23 protein-coding genes are annotated in these 21,359 nt (G+C 57.2%); 8 read left to right on the top strand and 15 right to left on the bottom strand.

From position 1 onward, the window contains the following. Window positions 1-3 precede the first annotated feature (3 nt). The 7 genes from cysA to JEM67_RS20030 form a co-directional block, all read right to left on the bottom strand. Complete coding sequence (gene cysA / locus JEM67_RS20000; protein WP_013814013.1) at window positions 4-1,092, bottom strand: sulfate/thiosulfate ABC transporter ATP-binding protein CysA; 1,089 nt, start codon at window positions 1,090-1,092, stop codon at window positions 4-6. Further along, window positions 1,082-1,957 carry a sulfate/thiosulfate ABC transporter permease CysW gene (gene cysW / locus JEM67_RS20005; protein WP_199636118.1) on the bottom strand — a complete coding sequence of 292 codons (876 nt, stop codon included), beginning with the start codon at window positions 1,955-1,957 and terminating at the stop codon, window positions 1,082-1,084. The genes cysA and cysW overlap by 11 nt, the downstream gene beginning before the upstream one ends. Next, a complete protein-coding gene (cysT, locus tag JEM67_RS20010; RefSeq protein WP_013814015.1) occupies window positions 1,957-2,790 on the bottom strand; it encodes a sulfate/thiosulfate ABC transporter permease CysT in 834 nt (277 codons plus the stop codon). The genes cysW and cysT overlap by 1 nt, the downstream gene beginning before the upstream one ends. Beyond that, entirely contained in the window at window positions 2,790-3,812 is a 1,023-nt protein-coding gene (locus JEM67_RS20015; protein WP_199636117.1) for a sulfate ABC transporter substrate-binding protein, read from the bottom strand. The genes cysT and JEM67_RS20015 overlap by 1 nt, the downstream gene beginning before the upstream one ends. Window positions 3,813-4,016: 204 nt before the next feature. Then, on the bottom strand, window positions 4,017-4,916 hold the full coding sequence (locus JEM67_RS20020; protein ID WP_199636116.1) for a Dyp-type peroxidase: 900 nt from the start codon (window positions 4,914-4,916) through the stop codon (window positions 4,017-4,019). A 188-nt stretch (window positions 4,917-5,104) separates the two neighbouring features. After that, window positions 5,105-5,689: an RpoE-regulated lipoprotein gene (locus tag JEM67_RS20025; RefSeq protein WP_199636115.1), complete on the bottom strand. Its 585-nt coding sequence runs from the start codon at window positions 5,687-5,689 to the stop codon at window positions 5,105-5,107. 130 nt (window positions 5,690-5,819) lie between these two features. After that, on the bottom strand, window positions 5,820-6,284 hold the full coding sequence (locus JEM67_RS20030; protein WP_013814018.1) for a DUF2919 domain-containing protein: 465 nt from the start codon (window positions 6,282-6,284) through the stop codon (window positions 5,820-5,822). 171 nt (window positions 6,285-6,455) lie between these two features. On the opposite strand from JEM67_RS20030, the gene JEM67_RS20035 reads away from it, so the two are divergent. Further along, window positions 6,456-6,848, top strand: coding sequence for a YgiW/YdeI family stress tolerance OB fold protein (locus tag JEM67_RS20035; RefSeq protein WP_006317164.1), 393 nt, complete (start codon window positions 6,456-6,458; stop codon window positions 6,846-6,848). Between the two features lie 179 nt (window positions 6,849-7,027). On the opposite strand, the gene JEM67_RS20040 is transcribed toward JEM67_RS20035, so the two are convergent. Next, window positions 7,028-7,453: a GNAT family acetyltransferase gene (locus JEM67_RS20040; protein ID WP_004947724.1), complete on the bottom strand. Its 426-nt coding sequence runs from the start codon at window positions 7,451-7,453 to the stop codon at window positions 7,028-7,030. A 205-nt stretch (window positions 7,454-7,658) separates the two neighbouring features. Between JEM67_RS20040 and amiA the strand changes: the two genes are divergently transcribed. The 3 genes from amiA to JEM67_RS20055 all read left to right on the top strand — a co-directional run bounded on the left by amiA (window position 7,659) and on the right by JEM67_RS20055 (window position 9,984). Continuing rightward, entirely contained in the window at window positions 7,659-8,546 is an 888-nt protein-coding gene (gene amiA / locus JEM67_RS20045; protein ID WP_199636114.1) for an N-acetylmuramoyl-L-alanine amidase AmiA, read from the top strand. Window positions 8,547-8,608: 62 nt separating this feature from the next. After that, window positions 8,609-9,529: an oxygen-dependent coproporphyrinogen oxidase gene (hemF, locus tag JEM67_RS20050; protein ID WP_013814020.1), complete on the top strand. Its 921-nt coding sequence runs from the start codon at window positions 8,609-8,611 to the stop codon at window positions 9,527-9,529. Beyond that, on the top strand, window positions 9,529-9,984 hold the full coding sequence (locus tag JEM67_RS20055) for a YaiI/YqxD family protein (RefSeq protein WP_199636113.1): 456 nt from the start codon (window positions 9,529-9,531) through the stop codon (window positions 9,982-9,984). The genes hemF and JEM67_RS20055 overlap by 1 nt, the downstream gene beginning before the upstream one ends. 26 nt (window positions 9,985-10,010) lie before the next feature. On the opposite strand, the gene JEM67_RS20060 is transcribed toward JEM67_RS20055, so the two are convergent. Further along, the gene (locus JEM67_RS20060; RefSeq protein WP_199636112.1) at window positions 10,011-10,850 is read right to left on the bottom strand and encodes a ChaN family lipoprotein; all 840 of its coding nucleotides are present in this window, start codon (window positions 10,848-10,850) and stop codon (window positions 10,011-10,013) included. A gap of 191 nt (window positions 10,851-11,041) precedes the next feature. Here JEM67_RS20060 and mmuP point away from each other — a divergent pair, with 191 nt between their 5' ends. Further along, window positions 11,042-12,451 carry an S-methylmethionine permease gene (gene mmuP / locus JEM67_RS20065; RefSeq protein WP_199636111.1) on the top strand — a complete coding sequence of 470 codons (1,410 nt, stop codon included), beginning with the start codon at window positions 11,042-11,044 and terminating at the stop codon, window positions 12,449-12,451. After that, window positions 12,441-13,379 carry a homocysteine S-methyltransferase gene (gene mmuM / locus JEM67_RS20070; RefSeq protein ID WP_013814024.1) on the top strand — a complete coding sequence of 313 codons (939 nt, stop codon included), beginning with the start codon at window positions 12,441-12,443 and terminating at the stop codon, window positions 13,377-13,379. The genes mmuP and mmuM overlap by 11 nt, the downstream gene beginning before the upstream one ends. A 47-nt stretch (window positions 13,380-13,426) precedes the next feature. Here mmuM and maeB read toward each other — a convergent pair whose 3' ends face one another. The 5 genes from maeB to JEM67_RS20095 all read right to left on the bottom strand — a co-directional run bounded on the left by maeB (window position 13,427) and on the right by JEM67_RS20095 (window position 17,262). Beyond that, entirely contained in the window at window positions 13,427-15,706 is a 2,280-nt protein-coding gene (maeB, locus tag JEM67_RS20075; RefSeq protein WP_006327110.1) for an NADP-dependent oxaloacetate-decarboxylating malate dehydrogenase, read from the bottom strand. Window positions 15,707-16,010: 304 nt separating this feature from the next. Beyond that, window positions 16,011-16,181: an Rz1-like lysis system protein LysC gene (lysC, locus tag JEM67_RS20080; RefSeq protein ID WP_162470425.1), complete on the bottom strand. Its 171-nt coding sequence runs from the start codon at window positions 16,179-16,181 to the stop codon at window positions 16,011-16,013. Then, the gene (locus JEM67_RS20085) at window positions 16,165-16,548 is read right to left on the bottom strand and encodes a DUF2570 family protein (RefSeq protein ID WP_013814025.1); all 384 of its coding nucleotides are present in this window, start codon (window positions 16,546-16,548) and stop codon (window positions 16,165-16,167) included. The genes lysC and JEM67_RS20085 overlap by 17 nt, the downstream gene beginning before the upstream one ends. Next, on the bottom strand, window positions 16,545-16,946 hold the full coding sequence (locus tag JEM67_RS20090; RefSeq protein ID WP_199636110.1) for a M15 family metallopeptidase: 402 nt from the start codon (window positions 16,944-16,946) through the stop codon (window positions 16,545-16,547). The genes JEM67_RS20085 and JEM67_RS20090 overlap by 4 nt, the downstream gene beginning before the upstream one ends. After that, window positions 16,936-17,262 carry a phage holin, lambda family gene (locus JEM67_RS20095; protein WP_013814027.1) on the bottom strand — a complete coding sequence of 109 codons (327 nt, stop codon included), beginning with the start codon at window positions 17,260-17,262 and terminating at the stop codon, window positions 16,936-16,938. Before JEM67_RS20095 ends, JEM67_RS20090 begins: the two co-directional genes overlap by 11 nt. Window positions 17,263-17,559: 297 nt before the next feature. On the opposite strand from JEM67_RS20095, the gene JEM67_RS20100 reads away from it, so the two are divergent. Next, entirely contained in the window at window positions 17,560-19,059 is a 1,500-nt protein-coding gene (locus tag JEM67_RS20100) for a glycosyl hydrolase family 18 protein (protein ID WP_199636109.1), read from the top strand. A gap of 96 nt (window positions 19,060-19,155) precedes the next feature. Here JEM67_RS20100 and JEM67_RS20105 read toward each other — a convergent pair whose 3' ends face one another. Continuing rightward, on the bottom strand, window positions 19,156-20,097 hold the full coding sequence (locus tag JEM67_RS20105) for a LysR family transcriptional regulator (protein ID WP_199636108.1): 942 nt from the start codon (window positions 20,095-20,097) through the stop codon (window positions 19,156-19,158). Between the two features lie 405 nt (window positions 20,098-20,502). Here JEM67_RS20105 and JEM67_RS20110 point away from each other — a divergent pair, with 405 nt between their 5' ends. After that, the gene (locus JEM67_RS20110) at window positions 20,503-21,096 is read left to right on the top strand and encodes a lytic polysaccharide monooxygenase (protein WP_013814029.1); all 594 of its coding nucleotides are present in this window, start codon (window positions 20,503-20,505) and stop codon (window positions 21,094-21,096) included. Window positions 21,097-21,359: the final 263 nt, after the last annotated feature.

Raw genomic sequence — 21,359 nt, forward strand, 5'->3', positions numbered from 1 at the left:
CTATCAGGCGCTTTTAGCTAACGCAACAGGTTGTAGCAGTTGATCGCCGGCGTACAGACGCGCATTCAGGCTGCCAACATAGTAACGGCCGCCGCGCACCGGGGGTGGGTTGCCCTCTGGCAACACCACGCTTATCGGTTCCTGATGCCAGCCGATCGGTTGTACGATCAACTGCCAGAAGTGGCCGCGCGGGCTGGCTTCCAGCACCTGCACCGGCAACGGGCAGCGCTCGCTGCTCTCGGTTCCCACTTCCATTTCCCACGGTCGCAGGAACAGATCGACGCTGCCCTGATGCATCGGCTGGAACGACAGCGGCCACTGGTGCGCGCCGACAAACAGCTGCGAACCGCGGATTTCGCCACTCAGACGGTTCACTTCGCCCATAAACTCCAGCACGAAACGGCTGGCCGGTTCACGCATGATTTCGATCGGTGATCCAACCTGTTCAATGTTGCCTTGGCTCATCACCACGATGCGGTCGGCCACTTCCATCGCCTCTTCCTGATCGTGGGTCACGAACACGCTGGTGAATTTCAGCTCTTCATGCAGCTGACGCAGCCAGCGGCGCAGTTCTTTGCGCACCTGTGCGTCCAGCGCGCCGAAGGGTTCGTCCAGCAGCAGGATTTGCGGCTCTACCGCCAGCGCGCGCGCCAACGCCACACGCTGCTTCTGGCCGCCGGAAAGCTGCGACGGGTAACGGTTCGCCAAATGACCAAGCTGCACCATTTCCAGCAGTTGGGTCACTTTCTGTTTAATCGCCGCAGCGCTCGGGCGCTCACGGCGCGGCAGCACGCTCAGACCAAAAGCGATATTGTCGAACACTGTCATATGGCGGAATAGCGCGTAATGCTGGAACACGAAGCCCACGCGGCGATCGCGTGCATGTACGTGGCTGACGTCGGTGCCGTGGAAGCCCAGCTTGCCGCCGCTCTGGCTTTCCAGCCCGGCGATAATGCGCAGCAGCGTGGTTTTCCCGGAGCCGGACGGCCCCAGCAGCGCCACCATCTCACCGGAGGAAATATCGAGCGAGATATCGTTCAATACCTTGGTACGACCGAAAAATTTGTTGATACCGCTAATCTCAATGCTCATGATTTTCCTCCCGCTCGAGGCGCGCATTTTGACGTTCCAGACGCCATTGCAGGCCACTCTTCAAAAATAAGGTAATTATCGCCATCAGGGTCAACAGCCCGGCGGCGGTAAAGGAGCCGACGGTGTTGTAATCTTGTTGCAGTAACTCCACCTGCAGTGGCAGGCTGAAGGTTTCGCCGCGAATAGAGCCGGACACTACAGATACCGCACCGAACTCGCCGATGGCGCGCGCGTTGGTCAGCACCACGCCGTACAACAACGCCCAGCGGATGTTAGGCAGCGTGACGCGGCGGAACATCTGCCAACCGGACGCACCCAGCAAAATGGCAGCCTCGTCTTCCTGGCTGCCCTGGCTGAGCATCATCGGCACCAGCTCACGCACCACGAACGGGCAGGTCACGAAAATGGTCACCAGCACCATGCCCGGCCAGGAGAACATCACCTGGATATTGTGCGTATCCAGCCAACCGCCCAGCAGGCCATTGCTGCCGTAAAACAGCAGATAAATCAGCCCCGCCACCACCGGTGAAACGGCGAACGGAATGTCGACCAACGTCAGCAGCAGCTGGCGGCCCGGGAAGGTGAAACGCGTCACCAGCCACGCCAGCAGCGTGCCGAAAATCAGGTTGAAGGGTACAGTGATCAACGCGATCAACACCGTCAGCCAGATGGCGTGCAGCATGTCGCGATCGATCAGGTTGTTCCACATCGAACCAACGCCGTTAGAAAAGGCCTCGGCGAAAATCGACATTATCGGCACCACCAGCAGCAGCACCGAGAACAGCACGCCGATGCCGATCAGCGTCCATTTTCCCCAGTTGACGCGTGGGCGTTCGACGCCATTGAACTCAGAGATATCAGCCATCAGTGCCCCCCGATGCGTCGGCCGAAGCGGCTCTGCAGAACGTTAATGCTAAACAGCAGCAGCAGCGACGCCGCCAGGATCACCGAAGCAATCGCGCTGGCCGCCGGATAGTCGAACTCCTGCAAACGCATAAAGATCATCAGCGACGTCACTTCGGTCTTCCAGGCGATATTGCCGGCGATAAAAATCACCGCGCCAAACTCACCCAGGCTACGGGTAAAGGAAATCGCCGTGCCGGCCAGCAGCGCCGGTGCAAGCTCAGGGATCACCACGCGGCGGAAACTCTGCCAGCGGGTTGCGCCCAGGGTTTCGGCCGCTTCTTCATATTCCGGCCCTAACTCTTCCAGCACCGGTTGAACGGTGCGCACCACGAACGGCAGGCTGGTAAACGCCATCGCCACCGCGATCCCAAGCCAGGTGAAGGTCACCTTGATGTCGAAATATGCCAACCATTGACCATACCAGCCGGTGGTGGAGAACAGCCCCGCCAGCGTCAGGCCGGCTACCGCCGTCGGCAGCGCGAACGGCAGATCGATCAGGCCGTCCAACAGCGTACGGCCGGGAAAACGGTAGCGGGTCAGGATCCAGGCCATCAGCATGCCGAACACCGCGTTAAACAGGCTGGCGACGCCCGCCGACAGCAGCGTCACCTTATAAGCCGCCACCACCTGCGGATTGGAAATCACTTCCCAGTATTGCGCCAGGCTCATCTGCGCCAATTGCATTACCAGCGCGCTGAGCGGCAGCAGCAAAATCAGGCAGGTGTAAAACAGACTGCTCCCCAGGCTGAGGCCGAATCCGGGCAAAACCCGTTTACTGGACAACGACAACATTACTTATGCCCTGCTGCTAACAGTTGATCCAACTCGCCGCCGGTGGAGAAATGCGTTTTCATCACCTGCGGCCAGCCGCCAAACTGATCTTCCACCCGGAACAACTTGGTGTCCGGGAACTGGCCCTTCGCCGCTGCCATCGCCTTTTTGTCGTAAACGCGATAGTAGAAGCTGGTGATCACCTGTTGGGCCGCCGGGCTGTAGAGATAATTGAGGTAGTCTTTGGCTGCCTGTTCGGTGCCGTTCTTCTCCACGTTTTTGTCCACCCAGGCCACCGGGAACTCCGCCAGAATATCGACCGGCGGCACGATGACCTGGTATTTGTCTTCCCCGTACTGCTTGCGGATGTTGTTGACTTCCGACTCAAAGCTGATCAGCACGTCGCCCAGGCCACGTTCCGCAAAGGAGGTGGTCGCGCCACGGCCGCCGGTGTCAAACACCAGCACGTTTTTCAGGAAACGGGTCATGAAGGCGCGGGTTTTGGCCTGATCGTTGCCGTCAGCCTGGCTGGCGACGCCCCAGGCGGCCAAATAGGTGTAACGGCCATTGCCGGAAGTTTTCGGATTCGGGAACACCAGCTTCACGTCGTCACGGACCAGATCGTTCCAGCTGTGGATGCCCTTTGGGTTGTCCTTGCGCACCAGGAAAGCCATGGTGGAATAGAAGGGTGAGCTGTTGTTCGGTAAACGGGCCTGCCAGTCGGCCGGAATCAGTTGGCCGCGTTCATGCAGGATTTGTACGTCGGTCACCTGGTTGTAAGTCACCACGTCGGCGCGTAGCCCTTGCAGGATCGCCAGCGCCTGTTTGGAAGAACCGGCGTGAGACTGCTTGATGGTCAGCTTGTCGCCCGGATGCTGCTGGTTCCACTGCTGTTCAAAACCAGGGTTCAGTGCAGAAAACAATTCACGGGAAACGTCATAAGAGCTGTTCAGCAATTCCGTTGCCGAGACGGTGCCGCTGGCTAACAGAGCCGCTGCCAACCCTCCTTTCAGCACGATATTTTTAACCCGGATTTGTTTCATTCTGCACCTTAGCTCACTGAGTCAATCTTTCAGGCTTTCGCCTTATTGATGACCAGTGTATTTATAACTAGGCGCGGAGCTGTAACGCTTTTATATACCGTTTAGTGATTTTCAAGCATCAAACGCTATAAGGCAGGAGCGGAGCGGTTTCGCTGGGGCGGGAAAAGCGCACCGGGGCCGACATGGCCGACCCCGGTGAGGGCATCAAAGTGACAACAGGCGCGTCAGCGAAGGGGCAAAGTAATAACTGCCGGTCACCGCACGGCTAAAACGCAGCATCGCATCGCGTTTGCCGTCCAGATCGCCAAACATACTCAACAGCTGTTTTTCGATATTATGCAGACGCGCGCAGTAGGCGATAAAATAGAGCCCATGCTTGCCGCTGGCGGTGCCGTAAGGCAGGCTCTGGCGCAGAATTTTCAGGCCCTTGCCGTCTTCTTTCAGATCAACCCGGCTGACGTGCGACGTCTCTGGCCGCTGATCCGACGGCAGCTCTTCGCTGTCGTGCTTGGTGCGACCGATAATCTGTTCTTGCTGCTCGGTGGTAAAGCGCTGCCACTGACGCAGATTGTGTTCGTAACGCTGTACCAGCACGTAGCTGCCGCCTGCGTCTTCTTCGCCTTCGGCAATCACCGCCACTTCCGGGCGTTGGTCGCCCTGCGGGTTTTCGGTACCGTCGATAAAGCCGCTCAGATCGCGCTCTTCCACCCAACGGAAGCCATGGGTTTCCTCTTCAATCTTGATGGCGTTGCCGAACGCTGCCAGCGCCGCCTGCGCCAGCGAGAAGTTAACGTCATGACGCAGGGATTGGATATGGATCAACAAATCGCGCTGGGTGGCCGCCGCCAGCCCTTTGCCCAGTGGGGTAAACGGCTTCAGCTCCTTTGCCCCCTGGCCGCTGGACAGATCGTGCCAGACGTCGTAGCCAAAGGCGATGACCGCCCCCAGATGCGCATCCGGGAACTGCTGCTGCAGCTCAATAAGCCGCTGGCAAAATTGCTTGCAGCCCTGACGCAAATCAGCGAATTCGCCCTGTACGGTAGCTTCCATAAAAATGGCGAAACGGCAGTGCTCCAGCAAAATGCCGCTCTGAACCTGTGTCATGTCGTTATCCTCAGTATCGCAATCGGGTAACAGGCTTGGGTTTCCTGTTACAAACGCGCGGTATAATAACGCATGCGTGCAAGATTGCCTTAACGGAACGCAAAGAAAATAGGGTTACTCGTCGCTTTGCAAGCTACGGCGTTGTTGGCTGCGCCCCTACAATAAGCGGGCGCCCGAAAACGGCAGGTTTACTGCGGTTTGGCGTGCCAGATGATCTTGCTGACCGTCCAGCTTTTCAGCGTGTCGTCCGGCGGGATGATGTCCTGCGGGCCGGCCCACTTGCCGCTGAAGATGTAGGTGACGTACTTGCTCTGCTCCGCCACGCACTCCACCTTGCCCGCGTCGTCGCCGTCGGCCGGTTTGCAAGCGCCAAACGCCTTGCCGTACATGTCGCTGAACGGCGTGCCGAGCTTATTGCCCCACTCGGTGGCCACTTTGCTGTCCATCACGGCCACACGCTGTACGTTGCCCTTGGGCTCGCCGGTGATCACCAGCTTCACGTCATTGCCGTCCATTGCCTGATAGTAAGAAACAATCTGGCCCTTATCGGTGGCCATGCCGCCGCGCAGACGATAATCGCCGTGCAGCCCGTCGTTGATCGCGCTTTCCGACATCGGGGTGCCGGCGTTGATATCGCCAACGCCCTTGGCGCTGACCTCAAGGCTGCTGCCAAACCAGTTAAACGGAGACAGGCTCGACCAGGAGAAGTTGGACATCGTCGAACAGCCGGTCAGTAACAGCGGGAGCCCTAACAACAGTGGGCGAATATTCATTTATAGCTCCTTAACATCAAAGGCATGGCTCAGTCAGGCCGTGTGCCAGCCTCTCACAACTGCCCGCGCTACGCCATGGGTTGCGAGATTGGAGTGCGGAAAATGAGAAAAGTGCCGCAGCGTGCGGCATTTAAGCGGCCTCTTCCTGTGCAGTGAAACAGGCCTTCAGCCGCGCGTTCAACAGCAAGTAGGCCAGCGCCAAAGCATCGAGCAGCGCTAAAACCCCATCCAGCGCCGGCAGATTGCCGTCTTGCTGCCACAGGCTGAACAGGGAGCCACCCAGCGCCGCCAGCACCGAGGCGCTGAGCACCCAACGCCAGGCTCGCCACAACCGTGGCCACAAATGCCTGCGCGGGGCAATCAAAAATGCCAGTGCGGCCGGCAACCCCAGCAGGATGCCGTACCAGAACCTTTGGGTATCCGGGTAAAACAGTTGCAGCAGCCCTTCCCCCTGTTGCTGCGAAACGCCGGCCATCACAAACAGGAGCCAGGTGCGGGCCTGCAAAACCAGGACGCCCCAAAACCACAGCGGCAGACGCAGCACGCCGTGATGATCGTAATCGTCGGGGGAAAATCGATGTGGGTGTGGCTTCAACGTCGGTTCCTTGCCTGTTTTATCATTCCTTCTTCAAATGGGAGCCGTAATGATTGTTTTCAATGCGCCCGCTTAAGAAGCTCTTAAGATCTTTATGTTTTACTTACCTCATCACCCCAGCAGTCCTGATTGGCAGGGCTTTGATTCTCGATTGAGATAAGGAAGCTTCAAATGAAAAAATATACCCTGGCTGCTTTGATTGCCCTGTGCAGCGCACCGGTTCTGGCACAACAAGGCGGGTTCCTGGACCCTTCCGCTCCGCAGACGCAAACCGCTCCGCAGGGCGGCTTCTCCGGCCCCAGCGCCGCACTGACCACTGTGGATAAGGTAAAATCGATGAGCGACGACGCCTGGGTGATGCTGCAGGGCAACATCGAGCAGCGCGTCGGCGACGATACCTATACCTTCCGCGACGCCAGCGGCACCCTGACGGTGGAGATCGACAAAAAGCGCTGGAACGGCCAGACCATCACCCCGAAAGATAAAGTGCAGTTGGAAGGAAAAGTGGATAAAGACTGGAGCAGCGTGGAAGTCGATGTGAAAAACATCAAAAAGCTGCCGTAACGGGTGGTGAAGCTTCACGTTATCAGACCGCTGACAAAGCCTGTTATTAGGGAGAGCGTGCCGAAGGGGTCGTAGCGGCTTGCCCGCCGGAGCGCCCCTCGGTGCGCTAGGCCCGGGTATCTCGGGCTTAAAGGCAACTTTGTCAGCAACGGGCGGTGAAGGCTCACCGCCTTATTGACTCAATATTCCTGGTCTTCGATCAGCCGCTTGCCCAGGCTGGTGATGTTCTGGATCTCGTAACCGAGTTTTTCGTACATTTCGATCACCGTGTCGTTGTCTTCACGCACCATCAGTTGGATCTTCGGGCAACCGCGCGCGACCAACTTTTTCTCCAGACGGCTAATCAACGCATTGGCGATGCCGCGCCCGCGATAATCCGGGTGCACGCCCAGGTAATACGCCGAACCACGGTGGCCGTCATAGCCGCCCATCACCGAGCCGACCACTTCTCCGCCCACTTCCGCGACCAGAAACAGGTCCGGATCGTGATTCAGTTTGCGCTCAATATCCATCTCGGGATCGTTCCACGGCCGCAGCAGATCGCAGCGCTCCCACAGGGTAATGACTTCTTCAAAGTCGTCTTGTCGAAATACGCGAATTTCCATCGATGTTCGCCGCTGTTAATTAAGATGTTTATCTGATTATCGCGGGATTATTCACTTAAGCAATATCAAACTGCGATTTCCCGCGTCAAACAGGCAGAAAACTGCGGTAACTGGCGTAATAAATGGACATAGTTAACCGTTCGATTAATGATTATCAATACGATATAACGTCGCAAAATAGAATTTATCGATGGAGCGTCGCGTTATGAAAAAGCAGGTTAAACAATTCCTCAATTTTAAACCGCTCTCCGCCTCCGCCACGCGACGTCAATTACTGCTCTCCGGCCTGGCGATGGCACTGATCGGCTGCAAAAGCCAACCAGCCAAAGCGGAGTCCGGCGGCATGCTGCGCAATCAACACGCCAAACCGACACCGAAACCGACCGGCAGCAAACGGCTGGTGATGATCGATCCCGGCCATGGCGGCATCGATTCCGGCGCGGTCGGCAGCGAAGGTTCGCAAGAGAAACACGTGGTGCTGGAGATCGCCAACCACGTACGCCGCATGCTGCGTGAACACGATCACGTCGAAGCCCGTCTGACGCGGGAAGAAGACGAATTTATCCCCCTGTTCCAGCGGGTTGAGATTGCCCACCAGCATCAGGCCGACCTGTTTATTTCGATTCACGCCGACGGTTTTACCAGCCCCGACGCCTCAGGCGCCTCGGTATTCGCCCTGTCCAACCGCGGCGCCAGCAGCGCCATGGCGCGCTATCTCTCCAACCGCGAGAACGCCGCCGATGACGTGGCCGGCGGCAAATATAAAAATCAGGATAACTATCTGCAGCAGGTGTTGTTCGATCTGGTGCAGACCGATACCATCAACAACAGCCTGACGCTCGGCCGCCACGTGCTCGGCCAGATCCGCCCGGTGCATCACCTGCACAGCGACAGCACAGAGCAGGCGGCGTTTGCGGTACTCAAATCCCCGTCCATTCCCTCGGTGCTGGTAGAAACCTCATTCATCACCAACCCGGCGGAAGAACGCCTGCTCGGCACCACCGCGTTTCGCGAGAAAATCGCCCGCGCCATCGCCGACGGCGTGATCAGTTTCTTCAGCTACTACGACGCGCACCAACGAAAAACCGGCTGATAAGCGGCAGCGAATACGGGTATACTTTGCGCCTTGTTTCGTCAGACGCGTAAATTATCCGTATGAGCTTACCGACCATCGCAGAAGTAAAATCCTTCCTGCTGTCGCTGCAGGACAGTATCTGCGCGCAACTGGCCCAGGCCGACGGCGGTGCCGTTTTCAACGAGGACCGCTGGACGCGCGAAGAAGGTGGCGGTGGCCGCAGCCGCGTATTGACTCAGGGTTCGGTGTTTGAACAGGCGGGGGTAAACTTCTCGCACGTCTCCGGTGCTACCCTGCCCGCTTCCGCGACCGCACACCGCCCCGAGCTGGCCGGCCGCAGCTTCCAGGCGATGGGCGTGTCACTGGTGATCCACCCGCACAGCCCTTATATCCCCACCAGCCACGCCAACGTGCGTTTTTTCATTGCGGAAAAACCGGGCGAAGAGCCTGTATGGTGGTTTGGCGGCGGCTTTGATCTGACGCCGTTTTACGGTTTCGAAGAAGACGCCGTTCACTGGCACCGCACCGCCGAGCGGCTGTGCGCGCCCTTCGGTGACGAGATCTACCCCAAATACAAAAAGTGGTGCGACGACTACTTCTTTATCAAACACCGCAACGAGGCGCGCGGCATCGGCGGCCTGTTCTTTGACGATCTCAACACGCCGGGCTTTGACAGCAGCTTCGCTTTCACCCGCGCGGTGGGCGAAGGTTTCCTCGATGCCTACCTGCCGATCGTGGAAAAACGCAAAGCGCTGAGCTGGGGCGACAACGAACGCCAGTTCCAGCTCTATCGCCGCGGCCGCTATGTCGAATTCAACCTGGTGTGGGATCGGGGCACGCTGTTCGGCCTGCAAACCGGTGGCCGCACTGAATCCATCCTGATGTCGATGCCGCCGCTGGTGCGCTGGGAATACAACTATCAACCGGCAGAGGGCAGCCCGGAGGCGGCGTTGTACCGTGATTTCCTGCCGGTGCGCGACTGGCTGAAGGAGCCTGAGTAATGGAGATTTGGGTCGATGCGGACGCCTGTCCGAACGTGATCAAAGACGTGCTGTTCCGCGCCGCCGAGCGCACCGCCATGTCGGTGACGCTGGTGGCCAACCAACCGCTGAGAACGCCGCCGTCAAAACACATCCACACCCTGCAGGTGGCGGCCGGTTTTGACGTGGCGGATAACGAAATCGTCCGCCGCTGCGAAAAAGGCGATCTGGTGATCACCGCCGATATTCCGCTGGCGGCCGAAGTGATAGAAAAAGGCGCGGTGGCGCTCAACCCGCGCGGTGAACGCTACACGCCGGACACCATTCGCGAGCGTCTGAACATGCGCGATTTTATGGATACCCTGCGCTCCAGCGGTATCCAGACCGGCGGCCCGAATACCCTGAACCAACGCGACCGCCAGCAGTTCGCCAACGAGTTGGACAAGTGGCTGCAACAGGCGAAGCGGGCGCAGTAACGGCACCGCTTTCCCTTGGCACGCCGTCATTTTACCGGCGGCGTGACCCACAGGTAATCCGCCATCTGGCCATCAACCTGCGCGCCCTGCTCCGCCAGCATCAACACCGTCGGCTGCGCGCCCGGTTGCAGATCCCGCACATGCAGCGGCACACCCACCCATTTTGAGGCATGATAACCACCGGCAATCAACAGCGTCGGCGTTGGGGCAGCCAGCAGGCGCTCGGCCATACGCCGATCGCGCTGTTGTTGGATTGCCAGCATCGCGTGCAGTTGTTGGGGTTCGATTTTTCCGCCGTGCGAAGTGCGGATAGTGTCTTCCAGCGCCTTCTGCACTGCCGTGCTTACCGACAATTTCCCCTTCGGAAACACAGGCTGCCGGTAAAACGCCATGATTTCATCGCGATCCAGATTGGCTGACCAAAGCGGATACGGTGCCCGCATCGTCGCCATCACCACCTCGCCGTACAGCGACCATTTCCAGCCTTTCTGCCAGTCAATCAACTGCACCACGCGCTCATCACGCATGGCAGAATTGCCCCGCAGTGCCTGCTTGACCTTATCCACGTTGTCCTGCTGATTCGGGGTGATCATCTCCATCAGAACGCTGCCCTGCGGCCGCCGCTGCGGCAGATGTTGCACCAGCCACAGTTCGATCCGATGATGATAGGGATTGTCGTGCTTTTCCCCGACTATCACTCTTGGCTCGGTGGCCAGACGGGCAAGCAGCTGTTCAGGCAACAGGGTTTCGCCACTGCGTAAATCGGTAATTTTCCCCAGGCCGTCAAGGGTGTTTTTCGGTACGGAAATCGGGGGTTGGCTACAGGCACCGAGCGCCAGCGCGGCCAGAAAAATCAGAAATCTCATGCTGTCCCCTGCAGTAAAAAGTGATGGCATTATAGATAATAATTATCATTTGCATATATGTGTCCGCTGCCCTGGGACGTCGCTCACTATTTTTTACTTTGTGACTTCGGGTCTTACATTGATTTCATCAAGTATTACGGGTATAACCAATAGCCATTTAGCTGCTTAGACGTCTATACGGATGAAATATCATGCACTCACCTGAACCCGCCGAAGGGCACTTCAAACGCACCATGAAAGCCCGGCATCTGGTGATGCTGTCGCTGGGTGGCGTGATCGGTACCGGGCTGTTCTTCAACACCGGCTATATCATTTCTACTACCGGCGCACTGGGCACCCTGCTGGCCTATCTGATTGGCGCATTGGTGGTTTATCTGGTGATGCTGTGCCTGGGTGAACTCGCCGTCGCGATGCCGGAAACCGGCGCCTTCCACGTCTATGCCTCACGTTATCTTGGCCCGGCTACCGGCTATACCGTCGCCTGGCTGTATTGGCTGACCTGGACGGTGGCGCTGGGCTCCAGCCTGACTGCCGCCGGTTTTTGCATGCAGTATTGGTTCCCGCAGTCGCCGGTGTGGCTGTGGTGTTTGATCTTCTGCGCGGCGATTTTCCTGCTCAACGTGATCACTACCCGCTTCTTTGCCGAAAGCGAATTCTGGTTCTCGCTGATCAAGGTCGTCACCATTCTGGCCTTTATCATTCTGGGCGGCGCCGCGATGTTCGGCCTGCTGCCGATGAAAGACGGCACACCTGCGCCGTTCCTGCATAACCTGACCGCCTCCGGCTGGCTGCCGAACGGAACGCTGCCGATCCTGATGACCATGGTGGCGGTGAACTTCGCTTTCTCCGGCACCGAGCTTATCGGCATTGCCGCCGGTGAAACCGAAAACCCGGAAAAAGTGGTGCCCTGGGCGATACGCACCACGGTGATCCGCCTGATGCTGTTCTTTATCGGCACGGTATTTATTCTGGCGGCGCTGATCCCGATGGATCAGGCCGGGATTGTGAAAAGCCCGTTCGTGCTGGTGTTTGAACGCATTGGCATACCTTATGCCGCCGATATCTTTAACTTCGTGATCCTGACCGCCATCTTGTCGGCCGCCAATTCCGGTCTGTACGCCTCGGGGCGCATGTTGTGGTCGCTGGCCAATCAGCGCACCCTGCCGGCCTATTTTTCGCGCGTGAATAAACGCGGCATCCCGGTCAATGCATTGACCTTCAGCATGCTCGGCGGCGTACTGGCGCTGCTGACCAGCGTTATCGCGCCGGACACGGTGTTTGTCGCCCTGTCTGCCATTTCCGGCTTTGCGGTGGTGGCGGTCTGGCTGAGCATCTGCGCGGCGCATTACGCCTTCCGCCGCCATTATCTGCGCAGCGGTCAGCCGATCGAGGGCCTGAAATACCGTGCGCCGGGTTACCCCTTGACGCCGATCCTCGGCTTCGCCCTGTGCCTGCTGGCCTGCGTAGGACTGGCTTTCGATCCGGCACAGCGCATCGCGCTTTATTGCGGGCTGCCGTTTGTCGCACTGTGCTACGCCGCCTATTATCTGACCCGCCGCGCCGGGCAAAAATCTTCGTTGGGAGAGAATCATGTCCGTTAACAATACCGTCGCCGCCTTATTGGCCGCTAACCGCACGCTGATTTTAGACGGTGCGCTGGCCACCGAACTGGAGGCACGCGGCTGCGACCTCAGCGATCCGCTGTGGTCGGCAAAAGTGCTGATTGAAAATCCCGAGCTGATTTATCAGGTTCACCTCGACTATTTCAACGCCGGGGCGCAATGCGCCATCACCGCCAGTTACCAGGCCACGCCGCTGGGCTTCCTGCGCCGTGGTCTGAACCAACAGCAATCGCTGGCGCTGATCGCCAAAAGCGTGCAACTGGCGCAACAGGCGCGCAGCGACTATCTGGCGCAGCATCCGCAGGCCGCACCGCTGTTGATCGCAGGCTCTGTGGGGCCGTATGGCGCCTATCTCGCCGACGGTTCCGAATACCGCGGCGATTACTCGCTGCCGCAAGAAGAGATGATCGCTTTCCATCGTCCGCGCATTGCCGCGCTGGCCGAGGCCGGGGTCGATCTGCTGGCCTGTGAGACGCTGCCGTCGTTCAGCGAGCTACAGGCGTTACTGACATTGTTGCAGGAGTTCCCGACGCTCGGCGCCTGGTTCGCCTTTACCCTGCGCGACAGCCAACATCTCAGCGACGGCACGCCGCTGACGCAGGTGCTGGCAGCACTGCACGGCAATCCGCAGGTGTTGGCGATGGGCATCAACTGCATTGCGCTGGAAAACGTCACCCCGGCGTTGCGGCAGTTGGCCACACTGACCGACAAACCGCTGCTGGTCTATCCGAACTCCGGCGAGCATTACGACGCGGTAACCAAAACCTGGCATGCCTGCGGGGGCGAGAATGGCAGCCTGATCGACCAGATTGGGGAATGGCAAAACATCGGCGCCCGGCTGATTGGCGGCTGCTGCCGCACTACGCCGCAGGATATCCGCCAGATCGCCGCACGCTGCAAGGCATAAAAAAAGCCCCCTGCGCCAGACGCAGGGGGCTTGTCGTCACTCAAGATTTATAGCGGTTCGGTCTGCGCTTCCACCACCGCCAACGCCACCATGTTGACGATGCGGCGCACCGAGGCGATTGGCGTCAGGATGTGTACCGGTTTCGATACCCCCATCAGCACCGGCCCCACGGTTACCCCTTCAGAAGAGGATACGCGCAGCAGGTTGTAGCTGATGCGCGCCGCTTCCATATTCGGCATGATCAACACGTTGGCTGCGCCTTTCAGCGGGCTGTCCGGCATCAGATCGTGGCGGATACTTTCAACCAGAGCGGCGTCGCCGTGCATCTCGCCGTCAATCTCCAGTTCTGGCGCCATCTGGTTCACCAGCTCCAGCGTTTTGCGCATTTTGCGCGCCGCCGGGCAGTCAGAGGAACCGAAGCTGGAGTGGGACAGCAGCGCGACTTTCGGCTCAATGCCGAAGCGGCGCACGGTTTCCGCCGCCATCAGGGTGATTTCCGCCAGCTGTTCCGGCGTCGGATCGTCGTTGACATAGGTGTCGGCAATAAAGGTGTTGCCGCTTGGCAGCAACAACGCATTCATCGCCCCGGCGACGTGCGCGCCTTCGCGGAAACCGAACACGTTTTTCACGACGTCGTAGTGCTCATGGTAGCTGCCGATGGTGCCGCAGATCATCGCGTCCGCCTCGCCGCGATGCAGCATGATGGCGGCAATCAGCGTCGGGTTGCCGATCACCGCACGGCGCGCCTGCTCCTGCGAAACGCCGCGACGCTTCATGATCTGGTAATACTCGCCCCAGTATTCGTTGAAACGCGGGTCGGACTCGTTGTTCACCACTTCAAAATCTTTGCCCGGCGTCAGTTGCAGGCCGAGTTTTTGCAACCGCATTTCAATCACGCTCGGGCGGCCGACCAGGATCGGATAAGCCAGCCCCTGCGACACCAGCTCTTGGGTCGCATGCAGCACCCTTTCCTCTTCGCCTTCCGCCAGTACCACACGCTTCATTTCCTTCTTCGCCAGGGCAAAGATCGGCTTCATGAACAGGTTGGTTTTGTAGACGAACTCGGACAGTTTTTCGACGTAGGCGTCAAAGTCTTCGATCGGACGCGTCGCCACACCGGACTCCATCGCCGCTCTGGCCACCGCCGGGGCAATTTTAACGATCAGGCGCGGGTCGAAAGGTTTTGGAATGATGTATTCAGGGCCAAACGACAGGTCCTGATCGCCATAGGCAGAAGCCACCACGTCGTTCTGTTCCGCCAGCGCCAGATCGGCAATCGCATGCACGCAGGCCAGCTTCATCTCTTCGTTAATGGTGGTGGCGCCCACGTCCAGCGCCCCGCGGAAGATGAACGGGAAACACAGCACGTTGTTCACCTGGTTCGGGTAGTCGGAACGGCCGGTACAGATAATGGCGTCCGGACGCACGGCTTTCGCCAGCGGCGGCAGAATTTCCGGTTCCGGGTTGGCCAACGCCATGATCAACGGATCCCTGGCCATGGTTTTCACCATGTCCTGGGTCAGCACGCCCGGGCCGGAACAACCGAGGAAAATATCGGCATTGGGGATCGCATCCCCCAGCGTGCGCTGGCCGTTATCTTCGATGGCATAAGCCGCCTTGGTTTGCTCCATGTTGGCGTCGCGACCCTTGTAGATCACCCCTTTGGAATCGCAAACGGTGATATTTTGCTGACGTAGACCCAGCGCCACCAGCAGGTTCAAACAGGCTATCGACGCCGCACCGGCGCCGGAAACCACCAGTCGCACGTCGGAGATATTCTTTTTCACTACCCGCAGGCCGTTCAGCACTGCGGCGGTGGTAATAATGGCGGTGCCGTGCTGATCGTCATGGAACACCGGGATTTTCATGCGCTCACGCAGTTTTTGCTCGATGTAGAAACACTCCGGCGCCTTGATGTCTTCCAGGTTGATGCCGCCAAAGGTCGGCTCGAGGGAAGCGATGATGTCGATCAGCTTGTCCGGGTTAAGTTCATCCACTTCGATATCGAACACGTCGATACCGGAAAACTTCTTGAACAGAACGCCTTTGCCTTCCATTACCGGCTTACCGGCCAATGCGCCAATGTTACCCAACCCCAGTACCGCCGTGCCGTTGGAAATCACCGCGACCAGGTTGCCGCGAGCGGTGTATTTGTAGGCCGCCAGTGGATCGGCAGCAATTTCCAGGCAAGGGGCTGCAACACCCGGTGAATAGGCCAGCGCCAGATCGCGTTGCGTTGCCAGGGGTTTGGTTGGAGAGACCTGGATCTTCCCTGGGACCGGAAACTGATGGAAATCAAGGGCACTCTGTTTGAGCTGTTCGTCCATTATGGGTTCCTTTGCTTGAGGTTGATGACAAAGTTGTCTTTAAGTTCGAGATACCCGGGCCTAGCGCACCGAGGGGCGCTCCGACGGCCAAGGCCGTTACGACCCCTTCGGCACGCTCTCCCTAATAACAAGCTTTGTCAGCAGTCTGTATGCTTTTTGCTTTTATGTTGAGGTAAGACTTTTAGGCTAGACCAGTATAGTGAGAGAAACGTCACAAACTTTGAAGCGGGCCATAACCTTGATCGAAATAGTTTTATAAAAGCAAAAAAACAGATCCCCTGAACGGGAAATAACAAACCAGCCGTTAATGCAACGGCAGTTTTGCTCGCCAGCCGTTGAGCGTCGCCACCCGACCCGCGCAAATTTGCAACGCGGTCTGCAATGCCAGCGTATAGCTGACGGCATCACCCCAGGTGTCGCCCTGCAGCAGAGGCTGCTCGCAGGGCGTGAAGACGGATTCAGGGGGCAGCAGCATCACGGGCGTCGGTGCCGTCGGCGGTTGGGCGCAGGAGCTCAAGCACAGCGCCAGGCATAGGCTGCCCAGCGCAGGCATCATTTTTAATCGCTTCACGGTATTTCCTCTGGTAAACGTCGCTTTGCCGGCGCAACTGCTGTTCTTGTTGCTGCTGAGCGGCCATCAGCGCACGGTTCTGCGCATCCTGGGTTTGCAGCGTGGCAATAAACCCGGCCTGCTGCGCCAAGGTCTTTTGCTGTTCGGCCCCCTGCTGCCGCGCCAGCGCCAGCCGGTGCGACAGCAGCGAGCTGTAACCGCCGAGGCAAATCGCCACCGCCAACAGCAGCAGCAACCCGCCCTGTATCAGCTTATTCAGCCAACCGCTCATGCCGGGTAATCCTTGAAAGAGAGCTGGAAATGCGGCCCGTCCTTCAGCGTTCGCCACTCGCCGCCCCACTCGACGCTGACTGCGCATTCACGCGCCGCACGGCGCACCGCCACGGCAATTTGCGCGTAGTAATCCCACTCCCAGGACACCACGCCCGCCGGCATCGCCACCACGTCCACCGCGTGACCGGTCAGATGCCGGCTCCTCAGCGTCTGGCTTTTGCCGGTGCGCAGCATGTCACGCTGCCGAGCCATGCTGCGCACGCCTTCGCTGATGGAAAAGGGCACCAGCGAATAATTCAACGCCAACCGCATCACCCGTACCAGATCCGGATGTACACCCATTAAATTGTCCTCACTGCGTGCGGTAAAGCGCGTTTCCTCAATTTCATTTAACATTTTTTAACCCCGTCTTCTTGCCAATGATTTTTTTAATTAATGCGCTAATATAATCAGCGCCCAGAAAGCCAATCAGCACGCTGGCAAGATTCGCCCATTTTAATTCCAAGCCTGCCAACGCCAATGCATCACGCACCGTCCAGGCCAATAACGCGCACATACCTGCATTTAATAACCGACGTCGCATCCCTACGTTGCGATAGGCGCCATGCAAAAGCGCCATAATGCCGGCCAAAATGGCATTCATTGCCGGCTGAAGGTATTCACACGCTCGCTGAATAATTAAGCCAACAGCGTCTGGCTCTAAGCTGGACATAGCTACTCTCCTATTTTTAATTTTAATTAAATGCCAATCACGGCCGGCAGGACATCGGTACAGTCAGAATCTAGTTAAGGATGCTATAACAAAGCAAATGAATAAAAACAGCGTCTATGGTCAAATTCATTCACGCTCAACACTGGCACAACAGCTTCCAGGAATAATGGCTGACACCAGATAAAAAATTCATCTTTACTGTGATTTATTTCGACTTCTCTTTGCCAGGAAAATAAACATTTAATAGCGGCGAGAGAATCACTCTCGATAACAAAACCTCAACTCTGGAGAAATACTATGTCTGCACGCAAAGCGGTAATTGGTTATTATTTTATTCCGACCAACCAAATTAATAACTATACCGAAACCGATACCTCAATCGTGCCTTTCCCGGTGTCCAATATCACGCCGGCCAAGGCCAAACAGCTGACCCACATTAACTTCTCGTTCCTGGACATTAACAGCAATCTGGAGTGCGCCTGGGATCCGGCAACGATAGATGCCAAGGCACGCGACGTGGTCGGTCGGTTGATCGCGCTGAAAGCGCACAACCCCAACCTGCGCATCATGTTCTCCATCGGTGGCTGGTATTATTCCAACGATTTGGGCGTGTCCCACGCCAATTACGTGAATGCGGTGAAAACCCCGGCGGCGCGTACCAAATTCGCACAATCCTGCGTGCGCATCATGAAAGACTATGGCTTCGACGGCGTGGACATTGACTGGGAATACCCGCAGAGCAGCGAGGTGGACGGTTTTGTCGCCGCGCTGCAGGAGATCCGCACTTTGCTGAATCAGCAGACCCAGACCGACGGTCGTCAGGCGCTGCCTTATCAGTTGACCATTGCCGGCGCCGGCGGCGCGTTCTTCCTGTCGCGCTACTACAGCAAGCTGCCGCAGATCGTCGCCTCGCTCGATTACATCAATCTGATGACTTACGATCTGGCTGGCCCATGGGAAAAAATCACCAACCATCAGGCTGCACTGTTTGGCGACAGCGCCGGGCCGACTTTCTATAACGCGCTGCGCGAAGCCAATCTGGGTTGGAGCTGGGAAGAGCTGACCCGCGCCTTCCCGAGCCCGTTCAGCCTGACGGTGGACGCCGCCGTACAGCAACACCTGATGCTGGAAGGCGTGCCAAGCAACAAGATCGTCATGGGCGTGCCGTTCTACGGCCGTGCGTTCAAGGGCGTCAGCGGCAGCAACGGCGGCCAATACAGCAGCCACAGCACGCCGGGGGAAGATCCGTTCCCGGGTACCGATTACTGGCTGGTGGGCTGCGAAGAGTGCATCCGCGACAAGGACCCTCGTATCGCCTCTTACCGCCAACTGGAACAGATGCTGCTCGGCAACTACGGCTATCAGCGCCTGTGGAACGACAAAACCAAAACACCGTACCTGTACCACGCGGCCAACGGCCTGTTCGTGACCTATGACGATGTCGAAAGCTTCAAATACAAGGCGAAGTACATCAAGCAGCAGCAACTGGGCGGCGTGATGTTCTGGCACCTGGGGCAGGACAACCGCAACGGCGATCTGCTGGCCTCGCTGGACCGCTACTTTAACGCTGCCGACTATGACGACAGCCAGCTGGATATGGGTACCGGCCTGCGTTATACCGGCATCGGTCCCGGCAATCTGCCGGTCATGAGCGCGCCGGCGTACGTGGCGGGCACCACCTATCCACAAGGCGCCCTGGTGTCTTATCAGGGCTATGTCTGGCAGACCAAGTGGGGCTTTATCACTTCCGTACCAGGCTCCGACAGCGCCTGGCTGAAAGTGGGCCGCGTAGCTTAACGGCATAAAAAAACCCCGTAGCCTGATGCTGCGGGGTTTCTTACTCTGTTAACCGTTTAATGATCGCATTCCTTTGCCGTTAGCGCATCGCTGCCCTCAGTTATTGCACCAAGGGTAACCCCCATCGCGAATCACTTCGCGCCCCATCAGGCTGAAAACGTCGCTTTTACGCGTCAGGCGTTCATGCCACCAGGTAAAACCGGTCCCCTTGCTGGCCGGGTGCCAGGCCAGCCAAATCATTTCGTCACCTTTTTGCATATCGACAGGCACCGTCACCAGCTCACCGCTCGCCAGCTCTTTTTCGATCAGCGAAGGCGGCAAAAAACCGTGACCGATACCGCGCTTCAACAGCGCCAGCTTGCTCTCGACATCGCAAACCACCAATTGGCGCTGCAACGGCATCGTGCCGTGGTTGCGCTTTGGCAGCTCGTGGCTGCTGTCGGCAATCACCACCACGATGTCATTCAACCGCTGATTTTTATCCACCGGTTTTTTCTGCGCCGCAAAAGGATGCGAAGGCGAAACGCACAGCACGAAATTCAGCTTGCCGAGCATCAGCGTTTTGGCCTGCACGCTGTCCGGGATCTGACCGATGGCGATAATCAAATCCGCCCGGTTGTTCTTCAGGGCGTCCCAGGTACCATTCAGTGCTTCACGCTGTACGGAAATGTTGGCATTTGGGCTGTGCTGGATATAGTCACGGATATCCTGGGTGATAGTTTCCAGTGGAAAGAAATTATCGACGACGATGCGGATATTATTATCGAATTTCGGGATGTTTCTTACCCTACTCTCAAGATCCTGCACCGCATTTAAAATCCAGCTGCCCTCTTGCAACAGGAATTCCCCTTCATCTGTCAGGGTAATCATCGGGCCATTACGATGAAAAAGTTTCACGCAGAGTTTACTTTCAATATTGGAAACCCGGTAAGATATCGCCGAAGGCGTTTTATGCAGCGCCTCCGCCGCCATCGAGAAAGAGCCGGTACTTTTTATGGTGCTGATTATTTTAATCGCATCCAGGGATAATCTAGTCATACTAATTCCTCTTTGACATAAAATAAGAAAAATTGACACTAAATTCCCAGGTAACTGGCGCGTAAAAACGTTCAAGTCAAACAAGAGTAAACAAAACCACAAGCAATATACTCCATATCGGAGAGCGTCATCTGAAAGAGTATTCATCAATCCATTAAGTAAAATTCATCATGATGCTGCGTTTTTAGACAGCAACGTTTAAATAAATTCAATCAAAGAATAAAAGACATTCATCATAATAATTTTAGTTAATAGCCTATAAAACATTCCATCCCAATCCCTGACACGAATGATAAAAATAAAACAAGCCATCAATAATGATGTTTTTTAATTTCGTTAATGACCTCTCATTTTAGTGGTGAAAATACACTCAACTTACAATATAACTTCTGTCCGGAGTGACTTATGAACAATACTTCTCGTACCCTTCTGTCCCTCGGTCTGCTGAGCGCCGCCCTGTTTGGCGTTTCCCAACAGGCTAACGCCCACGGCTATGTCGAAACACCGGCCAGCCGTTCTTACCAGTGCAAGCTGCAACTCAATACCCAGTGCGGCAGCGTGCAGTACGAGCCGCAAAGCGTCGAAGGTCTGAAAGGCTTCCCGCAAAACGGTCCGGTGGACGGCCATATCGCCAGCGCCGACAAGAGCACCTTCTTCGAGCTGGATCAGCAAACGCCAACCCGCTGGAACAAACTCAATCTGCACACCGGCGCCAACTCCTTTACCTGGAGGCTGACCGCCCGCCACAGCACCACCGGCTGGCGTTATTTCATTACCAAGCCAAACTGGGATGCGTCGCAGCCGCTGACCCGTGCCTCCTTTGACCTGACGCCGTTCTGCCAATACAACGACGGCGGCGCGATCCCAGCCGCGCAGGTCACCCACCAGTGCAACATACCGGCAGACCGCAGCGGTTCGCATGTGATCCTCGCCGTGTGGGATGTAGCAGATACCGCCAATGCCTTCTATCAGGCGATTGACGTGAATTTGAGTAAATAATCGGAGGAAGTCCCCTGGGGTTCAGCCGGGCTGAACCCTTTTTATTGCCGTTGCCCCCTCTTCTTCTTGTCGCTCCCCCCACGCCAAAACCGCATTTCCGCAGGTGCAACCCGCAGCCGGCCTGGTTCGGAACGGGATCCATTGTTCTTATCCATCGCAACAATCAGAAAAAGCGCATTTTATTCATCAGGCTTATGATGCAGTGTGTTCACCCTATGATGAAAAAGGTTCTCATTTCCCTACATGTTTGGCACTGATCAAGG

The sequence above is a fragment of the Serratia sp. PAMC26656 genome (genome assembly GCF_016469055.2).
Lineage (GTDB): Bacteria > Pseudomonadota > Gammaproteobacteria > Enterobacterales > Enterobacteriaceae > Serratia > Serratia plymuthica.